The sequence below is a fragment of the Azospirillum oleiclasticum genome, from assembly GCF_013423485.1.
Lineage (GTDB): Bacteria > Pseudomonadota > Alphaproteobacteria > Azospirillales > Azospirillaceae > Azospirillum > Azospirillum oleiclasticum.
Genome location: NZ_JABFFR010000010.1, coordinates 83,865 through 99,371, shown reverse-complemented (window position 1 = coordinate 99,371; position 15,507 = coordinate 83,865). Strand labels below are relative to the sequence as shown.

The following is a 15,507-nucleotide window of genomic DNA, read 5'->3' as shown; positions in this document are numbered from 1 at the left end:
CGTGCCCGAGCGCGACACGATGCCGATCTTGCCGCGCTTGTGGATGTGGCCCGGCATGATGCCGATCTTGCACTCGTCCGGTGTGATGATGCCGGGGCAGTTCGGCCCGATCAGCCGCGTGCCCGACGACCCCAGCGCGCGCTTCACCCGCACCATGTCGAGCACCGGGATGCCCTCGGTGATGCACACCACCAGCGGGATCTCGGCGTCGATGGCCTCCAGGATCGCGTCCGCCGCGAACGGCGGCGGCACGTAGATCACCGACGCGTTGGCGCCGGTCTTGGCGACCGCGTCGGCGACGGTGTCGAACACCGGCAGGTCGAGGTGGGTGGTGCCGCCCTTACCAGGGGTGACGCCGCCGACCATCTTGGTGCCGTAGGCGATCGCCTGTTCGGAGTGGAAGGTGCCCTGCGCGCCGGTGAAGCCCTGGCAGATGACCTTCGTTTCGGAATTGACGAGAACAGCCATCTTACGCGGCCTCCTTCACGGCCTTCACCACCTTCTCGGCGGCGTCGGCCAGATTGTCGGCCGACAGGATCGGCAGACCGGATTCGCTGAGGATCTTCTTGCCCAGCTCGACGTTGGTGCCCTCCAGCCGGACCACCAGCGGCACGTGCAGGCTGACCTCGCGCGCGGCGGCGACGACGCCCTCGGCGATCACGTCGCAGCGCATGATGCCGCCGAAGATGTTGACCAGGATGCCCTCGACGTTCGGATCGGACAGGATCAGCTTGAAGGCCGCGGTCACCCGCTCCTTCGTCGCACCGCCGCCGACGTCCAGGAAGTTGGCCGGCTCGCCACCATACAGCTTGATGATGTCCATCGTCGCCATGGCGAGGCCCGCGCCGTTCACCATGCAGCCGATGTTGCCGTCCAGCTTCACGTAGTTGAGGCTGTGCTTGGCCGCCTCGATCTCCGCCGGATCCTCCTCCGACTCGTCGCGCAGCTCTTCCACGTCCTTGTGGCGGAACAGGGCGTTGTCGTCGAAGCTGATCTTGGCGTCGAGCGCCAGCACGTCGCCCGAACCGGTGACGATCAGCGGGTTGATCTCGACGATCGAGCAGTCCAGGTCGATGAAGGCCTGATAGGCGGCGGTGATGAACTTCGCCGCGGCGCCGATCTGTTTGCCTTCCAGGCCCAGGCCGAAGGCGACCTTGCGGGTGTGGTAGCCCTGCACGCCGGTGATCGGGTCGATGGCGACCTTGATGATCCGCTCGGGCGTGTTGTGGGCGACCTCCTCGATCTCCATGCCGCCTTCGGTGGAGGCGATGATGGTGACGCGGCCGGTCGCGCGGTCGGTCAGCAGCCCGAGGTAGAGCTCGCGCTTGATGTCCGCGCCTTCCTCGACATAGACGCGCTTGACTTCCTTGCCGTCGGGCCCGGTCTGCTTGGTGACCAGCACGTGGCCCAGCATCTCGCCCGCGTTCTTGCCGACCTCCTCGATGGACTTGACGACGCGGACGCCGCCCTTGCCCTCGGGGTTGTCCTTGAACCGCCCGGCACCACGGCCACCGGCGTGGATCTGCGACTTGACGACCCACACCGGGCCGCCCAGCTCGCGCGCCACCGTCTCGGCTTCCTGGGGGGTGTAGGCGACGCCGCCGCGCGGCACCGCGACGCCGTACTTCTTCAGCAGGCCCTTGGCCTGGTACTCGTGGATGTTCATCGGACGTCCATCTGTCTTTTTTGGTCGGCTGACGATAGAGCGGAGTGCTGCCCGAGAGCGACGGGACCGCGGCACCCGGCGCCCCGCGGACCCGACCGGGGATCGGTTCCCCGGACGGGCGGGCCGGAGTGTAGCACCCGCGACCGGACGTTCAACCGTGCGTCCTGTCGCGGGTGGAGCCACGAACCGTCGGTACCGGCAACAAAAAGGCCGCCTTAGGAGGCGGCCTTCCCGGCTTCCTGCTTCTTCACGACATCGACGAGCGTCTTCACGGCATCGACCGAATGGTCGAACATGGCCTTTTCCTCGGCCGACAGCTCGATCTCGATGATCTTCTCCACGCCGCCGGCGCCGAGCACGACCGGAACGCCCACATACATGTCGCTCACGCCATACTGACCGGTCAGATACGCGGCGCAGGGCAGCACGCGCTTCTGGTCCTTCAGGTAGCTTTCCGCCATGACGATGGCCGACGCCGCCGGGGCGTAGAAGGCCGAGCCCGTCTTCAGCAGCTTCACGATCTCCGCACCGCCGTCGCGGGTGCGCTGCACGATGGCGTCCAGCTTCTCCTGCGTGGTCCAGCCCATCTTCACCAGATCGGGCAGCGGGATGCCGGCGACGGTGGAGTAACGGACCAGCGGGACCATGGTGTCGCCGTGGCCGCCCAGCACGAAGGCCGTCACGTCCTCCACCGACACGCCGAACTCCTCGGCCAGGAAGTAGCGGAAGCGGGCGCTGTCGAGCACGCCGGCCATGCCGACCACGCGCTCCGGTGGCAGGCCGCTGGCCTGCTGCATCACCCACACCATCACGTCGAGCGGGTTGGTGATGACGATGACGAAGGCGTTGGGCGCGTACGTCTTGATCGCCTCGCCGACGGTCTTGACGACGCCGGTGTTGATGCCGATCAGGTCGTCACGGCTCATGCCCGGCTTGCGCGGCACGCCGGCGGTGACGATGACGACGTCCGCACCCGCGATCACCGAGTAGTCGTTGCCGCCCCCGAGCTTCGCGTTGAAGCCCTCGACCGGCGACGCCTGGGCGAGGTCGAGCGCCTTGCCCTCCGGCATGCCTTCGGCGATGTCGAACAGGACGACGTCGCCCATTTCCTTCTGTCCGGCGAGGAGAGCCAGCGTACCGCCGATCTGTCCGGCACCGACGAGCGCGATCTTCTTGCGTGCCATGGAGCGTTCCCTACGCATGAGGCGTTCCCCCTTCATCGGGGAACCGAACCGATTGGTTTGGGCTTTTCGTCGGGGTCCAGCGCCCTTAGAATTCAGCGCGGCTTCGTAGCGCGAATCCCGTCCGAGGGCAAGCGCGACGGGCCGCAGGCGCACCGGACGGGGGTCCGGCGCGCCGCCGACGTTCCGGCCATCGCCAACGCCTTCGCCAACAGGGAAGCCAGTCATGATCCGTCTGCCGTTCGCCACCGTTCCCGCCGTGCTCGTGGCGTTGTCCACCGGGGGACCGGCGCTGGGACAAACCGTCGCAGACTACCAAAGTGCCATCCGCACGGCTCCGATCCTCGAGGCGCCGCAGCCGACGGCCGAAGCCCATTGCCGCCCGCTGGAGAATTTCGTCGCGGTGTCGATGCCGGAATGGACGCTGAAGAAGCCCTGGCTGCTCGGCATCTTCCCGATCGAGGGCTCGCCCGATCCCGAGGTCGCCGCCAAGCGCGACACCTGCCTGAAGTACCGCCAGCAGGCGGTGATCCAGTTCAACGACGGATCGGGCCAGGAGATCGTCACCCCGCCCGGCATGGAAGACCCCGACCGCGCCTACAACAACCCCGACCCGCGGCCGCTGCCGCCGCTGTGAGGCGCGTCCCCGGATCCTTCGTAGAGTTATCGAGAGCGCTTGACGGCAGACACCGTGCGCCGCGATGCGGTGCACGGTGTTTTGCTGCGCGGCTCGATCAGGTGGAGCGCGTCCCAGGGCTTGCAGATCCGTAAGAGTCGAATCAGAATCCGAGTGATAACGATATTATTGACACTCCGGAATTGCATTCATACAAATTTATGCGAAATTTCGGAGGATGAATGATGAAGGTTCGCGCGGCATTAATGATCATGACGGTGCTGCTGCCGGTTGCCGGATGCGCATCGGGTTCGAAGGACATCGCGAGCTCGTACGTCTCGCCGACCCTCTATCAGAACTGGACCTGCGAACAGATCCTCGCTGAGGACGCGCGGATCACGGCGCGAGTCGGGCAGTTGACCGCCAGTGTCGATGATCGGGCGAGCGGGGATGCGTTCGCCATGGGTGTCGGCATGGTGTTGTTCTGGCCAGCTCTCTTCTTCATCAAGGGCAATGGTCCGGAAGCGCAGGAGTATGCGCGGCTGAAGGGCGAGCATGACGCGCTTCAGCAATCCGCGAACCAGAAGTCTTGCGTCCTGCCTGCGCCGCCCGCCCCCGCCGTACCCGGAACCGTCCCGGCGGCCGCACCCGGGACGGCGCCCGCGGTCATACCCATCGCGGCGCCAACGGTGGCGCCCGCACCGGGCAAGTAACGCTTCGGCCGAAAACATGATCGCCGTGAGGCGGCGTGGCGGAGGTCAGCCGTCGGCCAGCAGGAAGCCGCGGGTGACCTCCACCGCCTCCCTCAAGCCCACCCGGCGCACCTCCACGCCCTCAGGGAAGGCGCCGAACAGGCGGGACGGCATCATCGGGTCGAGCAGCACGAAGACGCCGGTGTCGTCGGCCCGCCGCACCAGCCGGCCGAAGGCCTGCTTCAGCCGCAGCCGGGCGATCATGTCCTCGTAGCGGCGCCGTCCGAAGGCGTCGCGCCGGGCGCGGTGCAGGATGTCCGGCCGCGGCCAGGGCACGCGGTCGAAGACGATCAGCCGCAGCGAGCGGCCGGGCACGTCCACCCCGTCGCGCACCGCGTCGGTCCCGAGCAGGCAGGCATGCTCCTCCCCCCGGAAGATGTCGATCAGCGTCGCCACATCCAGCGGGTCCACATGCTGGGCGTGCAGGGCGAGCCCCGCTGAGTCGAGCGGGCCGACGATCCGCTCGTGCACCGCGCGCAGCCGGCTGATGGCGGTGAACAGCCCCAGCGCCCCGCCACCCGACGCCAGGAACAGCTCGCGGTAGGCGGATGCCACCTGCGCCAGATCGTCCTTGCGCACGTCGGTCACCACCATCACCCGCGTCTGGCCGGCGTAGTCGAAGGGCGAGGGGACCTGCGCGCGGATGGCGGGGGCGGGCAGGTGGGCGGCACCGCTGCGCACCTCCGCCGCCTGCCAGTCCAGCGCCACGTCGCCGGTGCCGTCGGTCAGCGTCGCCGAGGTGACGACCATGCCGTGCGCCGGCCCGGCCAGCGCCGCGGCGAAGGGCACGGTCGGGTCCACCCAGTGGCGGTAGAGCCCGACATCCACGTCGCGCCCGTCCAGCCGCTCCACCGCGAACCAGTCAACGAACTGCGCCGGCGTCTCGGCGGGCAGGGCGGCCAGCATGGAGCGCCACGCCTCCACCGTCAGCGTGCCGCGCCGGGCGATCGAGCGGGCCAGAGCGTCGATGCGCCGACGCTGGTCGCCGTCGAGCTGCGCCGCCTCGTCATCCAGCCGCTGGGCGAGGCGGCGCGACAGGGCTTCCAGCGGCTGCGCCAGCCGGGCGAGCGCGTCGCGCAACGCCTCGGCCGCCTCCAGCAGCCCGTCCACCGGGTGGGTCTTGTCGGCCTCCAGGCTGTAGGGGCCGTTCTGGCCGCTGGCGCGGGCGTAGACCTGGGTGCGGGCCAGCAGCAGGAATCGCTCGGTCGGGCCCTGCGGGTTGTCGGAGGACAGCCGCGCCGCCCAGCCCTCCGACGGCAGGGCGCGGGCGGCCAGCAGCACGTCGTCGAGCCGTGCCAGCCCCTCCTCGTCGTCGGCGACCAGATCCTCCAGCCGGCGCTTCAGCCCGCGCGCCCGGCCGCGCCCGCCCTCCTCCACACCCAGCAGCCAGCGCCGCAGCTCCTGCGTCTCGCGCCCCGTCAGATGGCCGGCGAAGGCACTGTCGGCGGCGTCGAAAACGTGGTGCCCCTCGTCGAAGACGTAGCGGGTGGGCAGCGTGCCGTCGTCGCCGCCGCCGAGCGCCGCCTGGATCATCACCAGCGCGTGGTTGGCGATCACCACGTCCGCCTTGCGGGCGCGGCGCACGCTCTTCTCGATGAAGCATTTGCTGTAATGGTCGCAGGCGGAATAGACGCACTCCCCCCGCCGGTCGGCCAGCGCCATGGTGCGCCCGCGCCCGAGCAGGTCGACCAGCCAGCCGGGGAAGTCGCCGCCGGTCAGGTCGCCGTCGCGGGTCGCCGCCGCCCAGCGCGCCATCAGCCCGACCGCCACCGCGTGCTGCGGCGCGCTGGGCAGGATGCGCACGGCGTCCTCCAGGTTCAGCAGGCACAGGTAGTTCTCGCGCCCCTTGCGCAGCACCACCTTGCGGGCGCGCTGGGCGGGGTCGGGGTAGAGGCGGCCCAGCTCCGCGTCGATCTGGTGCTGCAGGTTGCGGGTGTAGGTGGAGATCCACACCGGCCCGCCGTTCTTCTCCGCCCACAGGGTGGCGGGGGCGAGGTAGCCCAGCGTCTTGCCGACGCCCGTCCCGGCCTCCGCCAGCACCACGTTCGGCGTCTCCGGGGCGGAGCGCGGGGCGAAGGCGGCGGAGACGGCGCTGGCGTAGTCGGCCTGCTGCGGGCGCGGCTCGGCGGCCTTGCCGGGCACGGCGGCGGACAGCAGGTCGGCCAGCCGGCGCCGCGCCTCCGCCGGGTCCACCGGGTTGTGGGTGGGCGGCGGCTCCGGTGGTTCCTGCTCCCACTCCGGCAGGCGCATCCAGACGCGCATGCCGATGCGGGCCGAGGCGCGGTCGGGGCCGTCCGGCCTGGCCAGTGCCGCCAGCACCGCCGGCGCCCAGGGCCAGCCGGCCTTGCCCATCTCCCACGCCACCGCCACCGGATCCGACGCCTCCGTCCGGCCCGGCTCGCCCAGCAGCCCCAGCAGGCGCCGCACCGCGCGGGCGAGCGCCAGCGCGTCGGCCTCCAGCCCGTCGGGGATCGGGAGGTCCAGCGCCTCGGCCAGCCCGCGCGGCGTCGGCACGCAGAAGCGCGCCGGCAGCACGAAGGCGAACAGCTCCAGCACGTCGAAGGCGGGGAAGGGCTCCATCCCCAGCCGCCGCCCGAGAGCGCGGGCGTGGCAGACGACGTGCGGCCGGTCGCGCAGGCGCGACGCCGCCGCACCCGGCGGAATCGTCTCCACCTCCCCGTCGGGGCTGAGCACCGCCACCTGACGCGCCCCGGCCACCAGGGCCGGCGCGTCCGCGAGCGAGAATCGGGCCGGGAGCGGGGTCGTCGTCATGCCCGCACTATAGTCGGGCCGGTCGGCGGGTGGCGAGCGTTCCGAGGGTTGACCGGCATCGCGCCGGACCGGATGTTGCGGTTCATCGGAACGGGGAGGGGGCATGGGCGGCGTGCGGCGGCTGTTGCGGGTGATGCTGGCGCTGGCCTTGGGGTTCGCCGCGCTGTCGGTCGGCTGGGTCCTGCTCTACCGGGTCGTGCCGCCGCCGGGCACGCCGCTGATGCTCATCCGGGCCGTCGCCGACGGGGCCGGGATCGGGAAGGACTGGGTGCCGCTGGCCGCCATCTCCCCCAACCTCGTGCGCGCGGTGATCGCCTCGGAGGACAGCGGCTTCTGCGCCCATTACGGCTTCGACTGGAACGCCATCGCCGGTGCCTTGGAGGAGAACGCGGAGGGCGAGCGGCTGATCGGCGGCAGCACCATCAGCAACCAGACCGCCAAGAACGCCTTCCTCTGGCCCGACCGGAGCTGGCTGCGCAAGGGGGTGGAAGCGTATTTCACCCTGCTGGTCGAAGGGCTGTGGCCGAAGCGCCGGATCCTGGAGGTCTACCTGAACGTCATCGAGTGGGGCGACGGCCTTTACGGGGCGGAGGCCGCGTCCCGCCGCTTCTTCGGCAAGGCGGCGGCCGACCTTACCCGGCGCGAGGCCGCCCTGATGGCCGTCGTCCTGCCCAACCCGCGGCGCTGGTCGCCGGCCGCCCCCACCGCTTACATCGCGCGCCGCGCCGCGGTGATCGAGCGGCGCATGGCGGTGGTGGCGGGCGACGGGCTGGACGGCTGCGCCGGGTCCTAGATCCGCCCCTCCGCCATGTGCAGGCTGACCACGCCGGCGATGATCAGCGCCAGCCCGGCGACCTTCAGCGGGCTGACGGATTCGCCGAACATCAGGATGCCGACCACCGCGATGATGGCGGTGCCGAGACCCGCCCAGATGGCGTAGGCGATTCCCACCTCGATGGTCTTCAGCGTCCAGGCCAGCATGACGAAGGCGACGCCGTAGCAGACCACCACGGTCGCTGCGGGGACGAGCCGGGTCATGCCGTCGGACAGCTTCAGGGCGGTGGTGCCGACGATCTCGAACAGGATGGCGACGGACAGATAGAGCCAGCCCATGGGGCCTCGGTCGGAGTTGTGGAACGGGGTCGAGTTGTGGACGGTGGCGGGGTGGTGGAAGGGCGGGAGCAAGAGGTGGCGTGCCGGATCGCATCGGCAACCCCCGGCCCTGTGGACTTGATTGCAACTGCGTCACAATGCGCAGCCGAATTGTAACAATTACAGGATAGTAATGTGTTGCGGCCGCGATCGTCCGCAACCTCGTGAGACGTCATCCGCATGGCCGTCATGCCTCTCCTACGCACTCGCCGCGACGCGGCCTTCGCATCCGCCGCAGCCGATGTGGGCGCCGGCGAGGGGCTGGACCCGCTGCTCGGCGCGGCGACCTTCGGCGAGCGTCTGCGCCATCTGCTGGCGGACATGCAGGCCGATCCCCGGCTGTCCCGCGTCAACCGCATCGCCGCGGCCCTGTACGAGCCGGCGACCGATCTCGTCAAGACCTTCGTCCACGCCAGCGACGGCCCCGACCCCGTCGGCAGCCTGTCGATGCGGCTGTCCGCCTTTCCGGGGATGGTGGAGGCGGCGCGCACCGGCCTGCCGCTGGTCGTCGATGACCTGACCGTGGGTGGCGGCGGGGCGGCGGTCACGCTGGGGCTGGCGCAACGCGGCTACCGCGCGCGCTGCGTCATGCCGGTGCTGAACAACGGCACCCTGTTCGGCTTCCTCTTCTACAACTCCTTCCAGGCCGGCGCCTTCTCGCGGGCGGCTCTGGCAGCGCTGCGGCCACACAACCGCGTCGCGGCGTTGATGATCGTGCATGAGCTGAGCCTGCTGCGCACGGTGCTGGCGGCCGTCCGCACGGTGCGCAACATCAGCGTCCACCGCGACGAGGAGACCGGCGGCCATCTGGACCGCATGTCGCGCTACGCCCAGATCATCGCCCGGCGCGTTGCGCCGATGCATGGCCGGTCCGACGAGTTCGTCGAGTATCTGTTCCACTACGCGCCCCTGCACGACGTCGGCAAGGTGGCGGTGCCGGACAGCATCCTGCGCAAGCCCGGCCGCCTGACGGCGGAGGAGTTCGCGGTGATGCAGACCCATGTGGTGAAGGGGCTGGAGATCGTCGCCACCATCCAGCGCGATCTGGGCTTCGCCCGGCTGCCGCACGGCGACCTGCTGCGCAACGTGGTCGGCTGCCATCACGAGGCGAGGGACGGCAGCGGCTATCCCTTCGGGCTGAAAGGCGACGCCATCCCGCTGGAGGGGCGCATCACCACCGTGGCCGACGTGTTCGACGCGCTGACCAGCACGCGCCCTTACAAGGCGGCCTGGAGCAACGCCGACGCGCTGGCTTTCATCAAGGACAACGCCGGCAACCGCTTCGACCCCGATTGCGTGGCCGCCCTGGTCGATCAGTTCGACGCGGTGGAGGAGGTGCAGCGCCGCTTCGCCGACGGTGCCGCCGCGGATTGACGCGCCCGCGCAACCGCCCTACGGTCGCCCCGATCATATCCAGACACGGATGCGAAGGACGCGGACGATGACGGGCGTGCGGGATTTGGCGTTGCAGGCGAAGGCGTGGCCGTTCGAGGAGGCGCGCAAGCTCGTCGCGCGCTTCGCGAAAGCCCCGCCCGCCAAAGGCTACGTCCTGTTCGAGACCGGCTACGGCCCGTCCGGCCTGCCCCATCTCGGCACCTTCGGGGAGGTGGCGCGCACCACCATGGTCCGCCGCGCCTTCGAGGCGATGAGCGACATCCCCACCCGCCTGTTCTGCTTCTCCGACGACATGGACGGGCTGCGCAAGGTGCCCGACAACATCCCCAATCGGGAGATGGTGGCCCAGCATCTCGGCAAGCCGCTGACCCGCGTGCCCGACCCGTTCGGCACGCACGACAGCTTCGGCGCCCACAACAACGCGCGGCTGCGCGCCTTCCTCGACGGCTTCGGCTTCGAGTACGAGTTCCAGTCCTCGACCGACTGGTACACGTCCGGCCGTTTCGACGAGGCGTTGCTGGCGGTGCTGCGCAACTACGACCAGATCATGGGGCTGATGCTGCCGACGCTGGGCGAGGAGCGGCAGCAGACCTACAGCCCCTTCCTGCCGGTGTCCCCCGCCACCGGCCGCGTGCTCCAGGTGCCGATCCTGGAGCGCGACGCCGACGCCGGCACCATCGTGTTCGAGGACGAGGACGGCAGGAAGGTCGAACTGCCCGTCACCGGCGGCAACGTCAAGCTCCAGTGGAAGCCGGACTGGGGCATGCGCTGGCACGCGCTGGCCGTCGATTACGAGATGTACGGCAAGGACCTGATCCCGTCCGCCGACCTCGCCGGCAGGATCTGCCGCATCCTCGGCACCCAGGCGCCCGAGGGCTTCAATTACGAACTGTTCCTCGACGACAAGGGCCAGAAGATCAGCAAGTCCAAGGGCAACGGCCTGACCATGGAGGAATGGCTGCGCTACGCCCCGGAGGAGAGCCTGGCGCTGTACATGTTCCAGAAGCCGCGGGCGGCCAAGCGCCTCTACTTCGATGTGATCCCGCGGGCGGTGGACGAGTATCTCACCTTCGTGGAGAAGTTCGACGCGGAGGAGCCGGCCCGCCGGCTGGAGAATCCCACCTGGCACATCCACCGCGGCCAGCCCCCGGCCGCCCGCTCGCCGCTCAGCTACAACATCCTGCTGAACCTGGCCGGCGTGGCGAACGCCGAGAACAAGGACGTGATGTGGGGCTTCATCAGCCGCTACGCCCCCGACGCCACGCCGGCGAACAGCCCCTTCCTCGACCGTCTCGTCGGCTACGCCGTCGCCTATTACCAGGACTTCGTGAAGCCGGCGAAGACCTACCGCGCGCCCACCGACGCCGAGCGCGCGGCGCTGGAGGACCTGCTGGCCCGGCTGGAGGCGCTGCCGCCGGGCGCCAAGGCCGACGCCATCCAGGACGAGGTCTACGCCGTCGGCAAGGCCCACTCCTTCCCGGAGCTGCGGGCGTGGTTCCAGGCCCTCTACGAGGTCCTGCTGGGCCAGAGCACCGGCCCGCGCATGGGCTCCTTCATCGAGCTGTACGGGATCGGCGAAACCAAGGCGCTGATCCGCGAGAAGCTGGGGGCTTGAACGAAGGCGCGTGCGAGAGGCCCCGGCCTCTCGCGCTCTCCGGCCAGGGGCGGGGGCCCCTGGACCCTGGTCATGGGGCGCTGCCGGTGTCCTCCGGCCCATCATCGACCTGGGCAAGGTTGCGGACGACGGTCCGGCAGCGGGCCTCGATCGCCGTGGCGACCTCGGCCAGCAGCGGGTGGTCCCCGGCCGGCATCGCCCGGACCGCCTCGACCGCTCCCGGCAACTCCCGCCGGACCCGATCCGCCGCCGTTTCGATCCGCCGCAGGATCAGTGTGCGGTTGAAGCCGCACTCGCCGGCCATGCGCTGCCAGTGGCGCCCCTTGATGTGGTCGCCGCGGTCCTTTCCGGCGATCGTTTGCGACAGGTTCCTCGTGACGTGCTCCCACACGGCCGCGCACATGAGGTCGTAGAGCGGGGCCAGCAAGGCGCCCCGGCCGGTCAGGAGGATGCTGTAGTTCTTGGCGTGGGCGTCGGTGTTGCCGATCAGCACGTTGAAGACGACCGCGTCGAGCAGCCGCATGCGGTCGGCCGCTGTCAGATGGTCGTCCACCACCCGGAACATGTCCACCAGACGCGGTCCCCGCACGCCCGATCGGTTGCGTTCGTACTTCGCTCCCGGCGGGCGGCCCAGCGCCTGACAGAAATCCTCCTGGTGGATGCGCAGCCAGCGCCCGTCCCGCTGCACCCGGTCGTAGCGGCTCACCAGCAGGAAGCTCCGCCCGCCCGCCGTGCCGGTCGTCACCGGCGCGGTCTTCAGACCACAGCGGGCGGCGAGCGTCATGCACAGCGCCTCGTTCTGCACGCTGCCCCACAGCCGCCGGCGGGTGTCGGGCTTCAGGATGTGGGTGGATGGAGCGCCGTTGACCGGAACCCCCAGGCGCCCGTCCGGCAGCCGGGCGACCGGCAGCTTCTCCTGGGCGCCGGCCAGCGACATCGACACGCCGTCCTCGCCCGCCAGGAAAGGCTTCGCCGGCAGCTCCTCGATGATCCGCTCGAGCTCGGCCTCGCCGTCGATCGGGCGGTAGCCGGGTGTCTCCCCGGCGGGGGGCCGTCCGATGGTCAGGGCACCCGCCGTGTCGCGGCCGATCCGCTCCAGCACGCCGATCACGTCCTGTGGCGAGACGCCGAGGTTGCGCCCGACGGCGAGCAGGTTGGCCTCCTCCGGCAGCAGGTTGGCCAGCCACGGCACCAGGATTTCCGGGCGGAAGGGACCCGCGCCGAGTGGCATTCCCAGCGACACCGGGAACGCCCCCCGCGTGTTCGGCCAGCGGCGATCGTAGGCGAAGGTTGGTCCGTCTTCGGAAAGCGTGATCTCGCCAACGACGAGCGGCCCGTATTGGACAGGAAGCGTGTTCACGCACCGCTCCCGAAGTCGGGAAGATCGGGATAGGCGTCGCCGGGCGGCGTGCTGGCGAGGGGAGCGGAGGCTCCGTCGGTCAACCGGACACCGACTGCCCTGGCGACAGCGAGAGCCTTGCCAAGCTGGCAGGTCGACTTGCCGCCTTCCAGATCGACAATGAACCGCTCGCCGACATTGACCGCCAGCGCAAGGTCGCGCTGGGTCATGCCTAGGGCGTGCCGTCGCGAGCGGACAAGATCGCCGAAGGACTTCGGTGTGTCGATGACCACCATGGTGCGCCTCACTCTTACCGCTCGGGATGATTGTGCCACCGCTTGCACTGGTCAAGCAGGAATCTTCCCGAGCGGTAAGAAGGCTCTGGGCGTCAATGAATGCGGGTCAAAACCTTACCGTTCGGGAAGATTCCTGTGGTGGATTCGGTGAATCCGGCTCCGCACCGCGCCATGCGCTTGCTGCACTGCACACATTCGCAAATGGTACTACCAGACCGGCCAAGCTCACCCTACCTTTCAAACGGTTACGGCATCTTGCCGTGCGTTTCCTCCCTAGACTTCAGGCCGCCGCCCGCCCGGGTGGCGGCTTTTTTTTGTCCATGCGGGCCGTCGCTGGCCCCCGGCTTGCAACGTCCACCAACGACGGCTCCCGCGACAGGCGCTTTCGCCGGTTGACGGGACGTCCGGCGGGAATTTCCTGCCGGGCGGCTGGGCAAGAAGTTCCAGAAGGGGACGGCGGATGGACGAGCAGGAAACGATGGCACCCTTCGCGCGGCACCACCGCACCGCGGAAATGCTGCTGCGAACGCTCCAACAGGCGCTGGCGCCGCAGTTCGAGACGAGGGGAACCATCGGGCGCGAGGATCTGGACCGTGCCGTCGGGCTGATCGTGGAGCATGGGTCCACGGTGATGCCGCTGTTCGCCGGCAACTGCCGCGCCTGCCTGGAGGATCCCATCACTCCCAGGGTGCGCATGGCGATGTTCCAGCCGGACGGGCGCCGCAAGGATTTCGTCACCCGCCTGCTGTTCTCCAGCGTCGTCCGCGGTGTGCCGGAAAGCACCGATCCGCTGACCGGGGCGACCTTTCCACGGGTCGTGGCACCGGGGCTCCAGGCCAACCTGTCCGCCCTCTTCTACGACCGCGAGTGGGAGGCGATGAACGCCGACGCCGCCACCGTCTTCCAGAAGCTGGGCGACGTCGGCGACGAGGAGGTGTGGGCCGGCATCGATCGCGACGAGGCGCTGCCCATGGTGGTGGACGCGGTGTTCGTGCGCGTCATGCTGCGCTTCAAGCAGTTCTCCTTCCAGCGCCAGAGCTTCATGCGCCGCATGGTGGAGACGCTGCGGGAGCGCCGCTTCGCCTTCACCGACGATCATTTCGTCACCGTGTTCGAATCGCTGTTCGGCCATCTGCGCGACGATCTGCGCACCGGCATCGGGCGCGCCCGCATGGACACCCGCTACGGCGACGAGACGTCGGGCAACCTGATGCGCGTCTTTGACCAGTTCGACCGTCACCGCGAGGAGATCGCCACCCCCGTCCGGGGCCTTGGCGGGTCGCGCCGGCCTGCCGGCGGCGTGCCGCGGGTGCCCGGCGTGTCCGCCCGCCTCGTGCCGACGCGGCGCGTATCGCCGCACTGAACCGCCGTCCCGCCCGCCGCCCGAAAGGCTGCCGCATGAGCCTCTGGTCCCAGCCCCGAACCCCGCGGTCCCCGGTCACCCCCGGCGCCCTGGCGCCGGACGCGGGCATGCGCCGCGCCGCCGTCGGGCGCGAGCCGGCACCGCGCCCCGGCCGCATCCCGCGCAAGGGGGACGGGGTCGCCGCGGAGCAGATGGACTATCTCTTCGCCGACGACCGCCCGGCACCGGAACCGACCCCCGGCCCGGCGCCCCGGCCGAAGCCCGGCGGCATCGGCACCCACCCGGTGGTGGAGATCCTGTCCTCCTCCGAGAAGGCGGGGATGGACGACGACGCGGTGCGCGAGCTGCTGGCCGACCGGCTCTGCCGCCTGCTGCCGGAGCTGCCGCCGTCCGGCCGCGACAAGGTGACGGCGCTGGCGCTCCGCGCGCTGGAGCAGCTCGCCCGCGACCATGTGACCAAGGTGCGCGCCGCCCTTGCCAGCGCCATCAAGGACATCGCCTGCGCCCCGCCGGAGGTGGTGAACACCCTGGCCCGCGACGTGGAGCGCAGCGTGGCGGAGCCGGTGCTGCACTACTGCGCCACCCTGACCGACAACGACCTGCTGTCGGTCATCGCCGCCCGCGGGGAGAGCTGGGCGCTGTCCGCCATCGCCCGCCGGCACCGGGTGTCGGGCGCGGTGTCGGCGGCCATCGCCGACACCGGCGACCCCGAGGCCACCGGCATCCTGCTGGACAACAGCGGGGCCGCCATCCCCGACGCCACGCTGGAGCGGCTGGTGGAGCACGCGGTGGAGCGGCGGGAGTGGCAGGGCAAGCTGGCCCGCCGCCCCGGCCTGCCGCGCCGGCTGGCGCTGCGGCTCGCCTGCTTCGTCGACCGCTCGCTGCTGGAGACGCTGCGCTCCCGCCCCGATTTCGACGACGAGACGGTGGAGGACATCGTCACCGCCACCCGCCGCCGTGTCGATTGGGTGGAGGAGCGCGACCCCAACGAGCGGCCGGAACACCGTGCCGTCCGCCTGCACCGCATGGGCCTGCTCGACGAGATCGCCATCGGCGACGCGCTGAGCTGGGAGGAAATGGGCTTCGTGCGCGCCGCGCTGGCGCTGCGCGCCGGGGTGGCGCCGGTGGCGGTGGACGGCATCATCGCCTCGCGCAACGCCCGCGCGGTGACATCGCTCGCCTGGCGCGCCGGACTGTCGATGCGCGCGGCCATGCAGATCCAGGCCCGCGCCGCCAACATACCGCCGCGCTCCATGCTGAACGCGCGCCAGGGAACCGATTACCCGCTGACCCCGCCGGACATGATGCGCACGCTGGCCCTTTATGGCGTGGAGGGATGACGTTTATCACCAATCGGCTA

The 15,507-nt window shown here is 70.2% G+C and carries 14 protein-coding genes; 7 read left to right on the top strand and 7 right to left on the bottom strand.

Annotated elements, in window-relative coordinates; genetic code table 11:
• The 3 genes from HL658_RS13890 to mdh all read right to left on the bottom strand — a co-directional run.
• The coding region (locus HL658_RS13890; RefSeq protein WP_425485337.1) for a succinate--CoA ligase subunit alpha at positions 1-468 on the bottom strand (468 nt) is incomplete at its 3' end.
• A gap of 1 nt (position 469) precedes the next feature.
• On the bottom strand, positions 470-1,666 hold the full coding sequence (sucC, locus tag HL658_RS13885; protein WP_180282546.1) for an ADP-forming succinate--CoA ligase subunit beta: 1,197 nt from the start codon (positions 1,664-1,666) through the stop codon (positions 470-472).
• Between the two features lie 215 nt (positions 1,667-1,881).
• The gene (mdh, locus tag HL658_RS13880) at positions 1,882-2,850 is read right to left on the bottom strand and encodes a malate dehydrogenase (protein WP_180282545.1); all 969 of its coding nucleotides are present in this window, start codon (positions 2,848-2,850) and stop codon (positions 1,882-1,884) included.
• Between the two features lie 223 nt (positions 2,851-3,073).
• On the opposite strand from mdh, the gene HL658_RS13875 reads away from it, so the two are divergent.
• Together HL658_RS13875 and HL658_RS13870 are read left to right on the top strand one after the other, a co-directional pair.
• A complete protein-coding gene (locus HL658_RS13875) occupies positions 3,074-3,484 on the top strand; it encodes a hypothetical protein (RefSeq protein ID WP_180282544.1) in 411 nt (136 codons plus the stop codon).
• Between the two features lie 221 nt (positions 3,485-3,705).
• Complete coding sequence (locus tag HL658_RS13870) at positions 3,706-4,176, top strand: hypothetical protein (protein ID WP_180282543.1); 471 nt, start codon at positions 3,706-3,708, stop codon at positions 4,174-4,176.
• 45 nt (positions 4,177-4,221) lie between these two features.
• Here HL658_RS13870 and HL658_RS13865 read toward each other — a convergent pair whose 3' ends face one another.
• Positions 4,222-6,987 (bottom strand): ATP-dependent DNA helicase, encoded by a 2,766-nt coding sequence (locus tag HL658_RS13865; RefSeq protein WP_180282542.1) that lies wholly within the window; start codon positions 6,985-6,987, stop codon positions 4,222-4,224.
• 103 nt (positions 6,988-7,090) lie between these two features.
• Here HL658_RS13865 and mtgA point away from each other — a divergent pair, with 103 nt between their 5' ends.
• Entirely contained in the window at positions 7,091-7,780 is a 690-nt protein-coding gene (gene mtgA, locus HL658_RS13860) for a monofunctional biosynthetic peptidoglycan transglycosylase (protein WP_180282541.1), read from the top strand.
• Here mtgA and HL658_RS13855 read toward each other — a convergent pair.
• The gene (locus HL658_RS13855; RefSeq protein WP_180282540.1) at positions 7,777-8,100 is read right to left on the bottom strand and encodes a DMT family transporter; all 324 of its coding nucleotides are present in this window, start codon (positions 8,098-8,100) and stop codon (positions 7,777-7,779) included. The genes mtgA and HL658_RS13855 overlap by 4 nt on opposite strands.
• A gap of 219 nt (positions 8,101-8,319) precedes the next feature.
• On the opposite strand from HL658_RS13855, the gene HL658_RS13850 reads away from it, so the two are divergent.
• Both HL658_RS13850 and HL658_RS13845 read left to right on the top strand, forming a co-directional pair.
• A complete protein-coding gene (locus HL658_RS13850; RefSeq protein WP_246337596.1) occupies positions 8,320-9,513 on the top strand; it encodes an HD-GYP domain-containing protein in 1,194 nt (397 codons plus the stop codon).
• A 67-nt stretch (positions 9,514-9,580) separates the two neighbouring features.
• Positions 9,581-11,149, top strand: coding sequence for a lysine--tRNA ligase (locus HL658_RS13845; RefSeq protein WP_180282539.1), 1,569 nt, complete (start codon positions 9,581-9,583; stop codon positions 11,147-11,149).
• Positions 11,150-11,219: 70 nt separating this feature from the next.
• Here HL658_RS13845 and HL658_RS13840 read toward each other — a convergent pair whose 3' ends face one another.
• Positions 11,220-12,509 (bottom strand): HipA domain-containing protein, encoded by a 1,290-nt coding sequence (locus HL658_RS13840; protein ID WP_180282538.1) that lies wholly within the window; start codon positions 12,507-12,509, stop codon positions 11,220-11,222.
• Entirely contained in the window at positions 12,506-12,784 is a 279-nt protein-coding gene (locus tag HL658_RS13835) for a helix-turn-helix domain-containing protein (RefSeq protein ID WP_180282537.1), read from the bottom strand. Before HL658_RS13835 ends, HL658_RS13840 begins: the two co-directional genes overlap by 4 nt.
• Before the next feature lie 460 nt (positions 12,785-13,244).
• Here HL658_RS13835 and HL658_RS13830 point away from each other — a divergent pair, with 460 nt between their 5' ends.
• Entirely contained in the window at positions 13,245-14,147 is a 903-nt protein-coding gene (locus HL658_RS13830) for a hypothetical protein (protein ID WP_180282536.1), read from the top strand.
• Positions 14,148-14,182: 35 nt separating this feature from the next.
• Positions 14,183-15,487 (top strand): DUF2336 domain-containing protein, encoded by a 1,305-nt coding sequence (locus HL658_RS13825; RefSeq protein ID WP_246337595.1) that lies wholly within the window; start codon positions 14,183-14,185, stop codon positions 15,485-15,487.
• The last annotated feature ends 20 nt before the right edge of the window (positions 15,488-15,507 follow it).

Excerpts from the sequence above, each read along its gene's own strand:
- sucC (WP_180282546.1), bottom strand. The coding sequence starts at position 1,666 with ATGAACATCCACGAGTACCAGGCCAAGGGCCTGCTGAAGAAGTACGGC.
- mdh (WP_180282545.1), bottom strand. The coding sequence starts at position 2,850 with ATGGCACGCAAGAAGATCGCGCTCGTCGGTGCCGGACAGATCGGCGGT.
- HL658_RS13875 (WP_180282544.1), top strand. The coding sequence starts at position 3,074 with ATGATCCGTCTGCCGTTCGCCACCGTTCCCGCCGTGCTCGTGGCGTTG.
- HL658_RS13870 (WP_180282543.1), top strand. The coding sequence starts at position 3,706 with ATGATGAAGGTTCGCGCGGCATTAATGATCATGACGGTGCTGCTGCCG.
- HL658_RS13865 (WP_180282542.1), bottom strand. The coding sequence starts at position 6,987 with ATGACGACGACCCCGCTCCCGGCCCGATTCTCGCTCGCGGACGCGCCG.
- mtgA (WP_180282541.1), top strand. The coding sequence starts at position 7,091 with ATGGGCGGCGTGCGGCGGCTGTTGCGGGTGATGCTGGCGCTGGCCTTG.
- HL658_RS13855 (WP_180282540.1), bottom strand. The coding sequence starts at position 8,100 with ATGGGCTGGCTCTATCTGTCCGTCGCCATCCTGTTCGAGATCGTCGGC.
- HL658_RS13850 (WP_246337596.1), top strand. The coding sequence starts at position 8,320 with ATGGCCGTCATGCCTCTCCTACGCACTCGCCGCGACGCGGCCTTCGCA.
- HL658_RS13845 (WP_180282539.1), top strand. The coding sequence starts at position 9,581 with ATGACGGGCGTGCGGGATTTGGCGTTGCAGGCGAAGGCGTGGCCGTTC.
- HL658_RS13835 (WP_180282537.1), bottom strand. The coding sequence starts at position 12,784 with ATGGTGGTCATCGACACACCGAAGTCCTTCGGCGATCTTGTCCGCTCG.
- HL658_RS13830 (WP_180282536.1), top strand. The coding sequence starts at position 13,245 with ATGGACGAGCAGGAAACGATGGCACCCTTCGCGCGGCACCACCGCACC.
- HL658_RS13825 (WP_246337595.1), top strand. The coding sequence starts at position 14,183 with ATGAGCCTCTGGTCCCAGCCCCGAACCCCGCGGTCCCCGGTCACCCCC.